A 3,650-nucleotide genomic window follows, 5' to 3' on the forward strand; every position below is an offset into this window, starting at 1 on the left:
CTGGGCTTCCTCCAAGCGGTGCTTTGCCTGCAACAGTTTCTTTTCTTCACTTGTCATGGGATTACCTCCGTTTCTGCCAGATCAGGTCATAGCCCAGCACATCGGCCAGCTCCACAACCTCCTTGTAGCGGATGGATTCCCGCTGGAGCTTGGCCGACAGGTTGGAAACGCTGTCCGACCAGCCGTATTCCTCATGGAGCCGGTCAACTACTTCCTGCATGGTGTATCCCGCCCGGACGATCTGTGCCTTAATCTCGTTGCGTACCGTCATCATCAAAAATCCTCCTAAATTTACTTGATAAAAAAGCGAAGCCGGTACGCCCTCTGGCATAACCGCTTCGCTGTGTCGTGAAAAATTCTCTCGTCAACAAATCCGTTCAGAATTGCCGGTGTGATGTCCTGCCCATAGGCCGCACCTTCCTACTTTACCGTTTCGTGTGATTTGGCTTGAAACCGTGCATTTTCCCATGGTTCCATGCACCCGGTTCACCGGGGTGAGAAGCACGGTTTCGCAAAATGATTTCTTCCAACCGTCAAATACTTTTCGATTCCCACTTGCCTTGATTTAGCATGGGGATTTGAACGGTGATTCTGACTGGTATAGCCGCCGAATTGCTATAAAAGGGAGAACAAGGGTCAATCAAAGCGTACGTACGTACACAGTTCAGCGCCGCCATTCCTCCGGCACATCTTCCGGTACGTACGTACGCATCGAATCACCGGAAAACACTGATATATGATTTCTCACCAATACCTCAATCCCCAGAAATCCACGCACCCGCCGTCCGGCTGCGTTGGTCACATTGTTGCAGTATTCCAGATTGTAGCGGCTCTGGCAGGCGATCAGGGCTTCGCTGAAACTGCGGGGCTTCAGGGCAGGCAGGTTGTTTTCGGTGCAGTAAATCTGGTATGCCTCGTACAGTTCTTTGGAGCTGGCAGATAGATCGGCTTTCCGGCGAACATACCCGTCAGAATCCAGAAAATCATAGACATTGTTGTTGTCCCGTTTGACTGCTTCCCGGTTTTCTCTGGTTCGGTCACTTTCGGTGAACTTGAAGTTGTTTGCGGCCAGCCGCTGCAATCCCTCAAAAGCCCAGAGCAGGATGCCCTCCACCTCGGCTTTCATCTTCTCGGCAAGGTCGGGATCATCCATACGGCCAGCAGGCTTTTCTTTTGTAGTCAACACCAGCTGGCGGCGGTAAAATCCGTCGCTCCGGTCAAACAGCGCCTGCAAATCTCCGTTGGAGAAGGCCAGCAGCCGGGCGCACATCCATCCCTGATAGCTCTGCTTGCCCTTGCGCTCCAAATCCATCTTGCCCTGGGCAGTGACGATGGATTTCACATAGTTGGTCTGGCGCAGGGCCTCCATTCGCATATCGTCATCCACGCACAGGAGGATATGCTCCAAATCGGCACGAGCAAACCGGTTCTCCGATATTTTCCCGATGCTGCCGTCCTTCATGTTGGAACCGAACAAAGTTCCCAGCACAGCGCCGATCTGTGACTTGCCTTCGCCGCCGCTGCCTTTAATGACCATCATCCGCTGTCCCTTGTTGCTGGGAATCAGGCAGTAGCCGATATATTCCTGCAAGGTGGAGATGTCCTCCGGGTAGAGCAGGCCATCCAGAAATTGCAGCCATAGGACAGGCTTTGGAGCGTTGGGGTTGTAGGCTACGGGAAAGCGGTTGCGGACAATTTTCGGCTTTCCCTCCACAAAGGTCCCGTCCAGAAAAAGTGTGCCGTTGGAAAGATGAATCCGATCCGCCTCCGGGGGGAAATCCTCCACCAGCGCCGCCAGTTTCATCAGCTCCACAATGTTGCCGATTTTGCGAGGAATGTTGCTGACCGCACAGCATTTCAGCTCCTCAAAAATTTCTCCCCGCAGGGGTAGTTCGTCTGTCACACGGCCTTCGGGCGTGAAAAAAGCCCCGTTTGTGAAGATGATCTTGTGCGTCTGCAAGAACTCCTCACAAAACAGGGCTTCGTTGATGCTTTTGCCATCGAACCAGACGGGCATCCCGTCAAGCTGCGCTTTGTTTTTCATAGGCATCGTCCTCCTTTTTCAGCCTGTTCAGCCGTTCCTCCAAACCGGCAATCAGACCGTCCTTGTTCAGCATTTCTACGATTTTTACCCGCTGTTCCAGTTCGGCGGCAATGAGCAAATCCGCCAGATACTCCACATAGTCCAGCATCTGGCAGGCTTCTACAAATCGGTCATCCAGAACATCTTCCGGCGTCTTGGGTGCGTACTGCACCTTCCAGCTTTCCAGAAGATGCAGATAATCACACAGCACCCGCAGGCAATGTACTTCCTCCTGCCGGTATGCTTTCAGCTGAGGACGCTCCGGTTTTGGTAAGGCGATTGCCGCCGGGGGCTTGTCCGGGTCAATCCCAAAATCCTGTGCCAGCTTCTGCGCTGCCTCGTAACTGCTCAGGCCAAACAGCCTTGCCACAAGGTCGATCACATCGCCGGTGGCTCCGCAGCCGAAGCAGTAAAAATACTTCTCATTCAGCTTCATGCTGGGGTGTCGGTCCTCATGGAACGGACATCTGCACATCCCGTTTCGGTTGACTTGCAGCCCATAGTGTTCCGCCGCATCCGGCACACAAATATTCTGTTTTACCAGTTCAAAGAGTGTCATGAAAATCCCTCCGTTTCAGGGCATAAAAAAAGCGGCCTGCCCGGTTTGTTGGGGCAGGCCGCAGTCTTTATGCAGTTTGTGATGTTTCCGTTTCTTTGGCTTTCCGCTTTTCCTGCCGGTAGAACTTCTCCCGGCAGGCGGGTTTGCAGAATTTAGCGTTGGGGCGGACAGACTGGAACGGCTCTCCGCAGCACTGGCATACCAGCTGGTACGGTTCACCTGGAACAATCAGCCCCTCGGCAATCTTCTGTTTGCGCTCCTTCTGGCGCAGATATTTTTCATGGTCACGGATGCGCTTCTGGCGGCGCTTTTCCTCCGCAGCCAGTTCTTCCTCGGTGGGTTCAGGCATGGGCACTTCAAATTTCCCGATAAAGTTCAGGTAAATCTCGATTTCCTGAACCCGTTCCCCGGTGCTTCTGTCTGGGACATGGACCAGAATTTTCTCCACAAATTCATGGATCATGGGTGCGGTCAGCTCGGTGAAATCCGTATATTTCTGTGCCAGCGCCAGAAAGTGGCTGGCACGGTCCGTGTCCTCATGAAATTGGTCCAGCTGCGCCTGCTCGGAGACAAGCATCTGTTCCAGTTCTGCCTGTTCCTTCTCATATTCGGCACAAAGCAGCTCGAACCGTTTTTCCTCCAATTTACCCATGGCATAGGTTTCATACAGTTTTTTAATCAGCACATCCAGCTCGGCGCTGCGCCTGCGCTCCTTGGCGACCTTGCGTTTCAGCTCCTTGGCCGCTTCCTGCTGGCGAACCTGTGAAATGCTGCGAACTTTCTGAATAAACTCCTCCTTGTTCTGGATGGCATAGCTGGCGGTGGTGCGGATGGTTTCCAGAATCAGAGCGTTCAGGGCTTTGGTGCTGACCGTGTGAGAAGAACACATCTGGGTTTCACGCTCAAAGGTCAGGGTGTAGGTGGAGCAGCTGTAAAAATCCACAGAATATTCCCGTCCGGCCTTTTTGCGCTTGCCCCGGTGGTTATACATCTTAGCTCCGCAGTCAG

At 53.2% G+C, this 3,650-nt stretch carries 4 protein-coding genes; all 4 read right to left on the reverse strand.

The window, feature by feature from the left end:
• Positions 1–61: 61 nt before the first annotated feature.
• Positions 62–274 carry a hypothetical protein gene (locus tag B5F88_RS18665; protein WP_002596143.1) on the reverse strand — a complete coding sequence of 71 codons (213 nt, stop codon included), beginning with the start codon at positions 272–274 and terminating at the stop codon, positions 62–64.
• A gap of 390 nt (positions 275–664) precedes the next feature.
• Positions 665–2,044 carry a phage/plasmid primase, P4 family gene (locus B5F88_RS18675; RefSeq protein ID WP_087348975.1) on the reverse strand — a complete coding sequence of 460 codons (1,380 nt, stop codon included), beginning with the start codon at positions 2,042–2,044 and terminating at the stop codon, positions 665–667.
• Complete coding sequence (locus B5F88_RS18680; protein WP_087348977.1) at positions 2,022–2,642, reverse strand: CHC2 zinc finger domain-containing protein; 621 nt, start codon at positions 2,640–2,642, stop codon at positions 2,022–2,024. The genes B5F88_RS18675 and B5F88_RS18680 overlap by 23 nt, the downstream gene beginning before the upstream one ends.
• Before the next feature lie 67 nt (positions 2,643–2,709).
• A partial coding sequence (locus tag B5F88_RS18685) for a DUF4368 domain-containing protein (RefSeq protein ID WP_140402200.1) occupies positions 2,710–3,650 on the reverse strand: 941 nt, incomplete at its 5' end.

The organism is Flavonifractor sp. An306 (assembly GCF_002159455.1).
Classification (GTDB): domain Bacteria; phylum Bacillota; class Clostridia; order Oscillospirales; family Oscillospiraceae; genus Flavonifractor.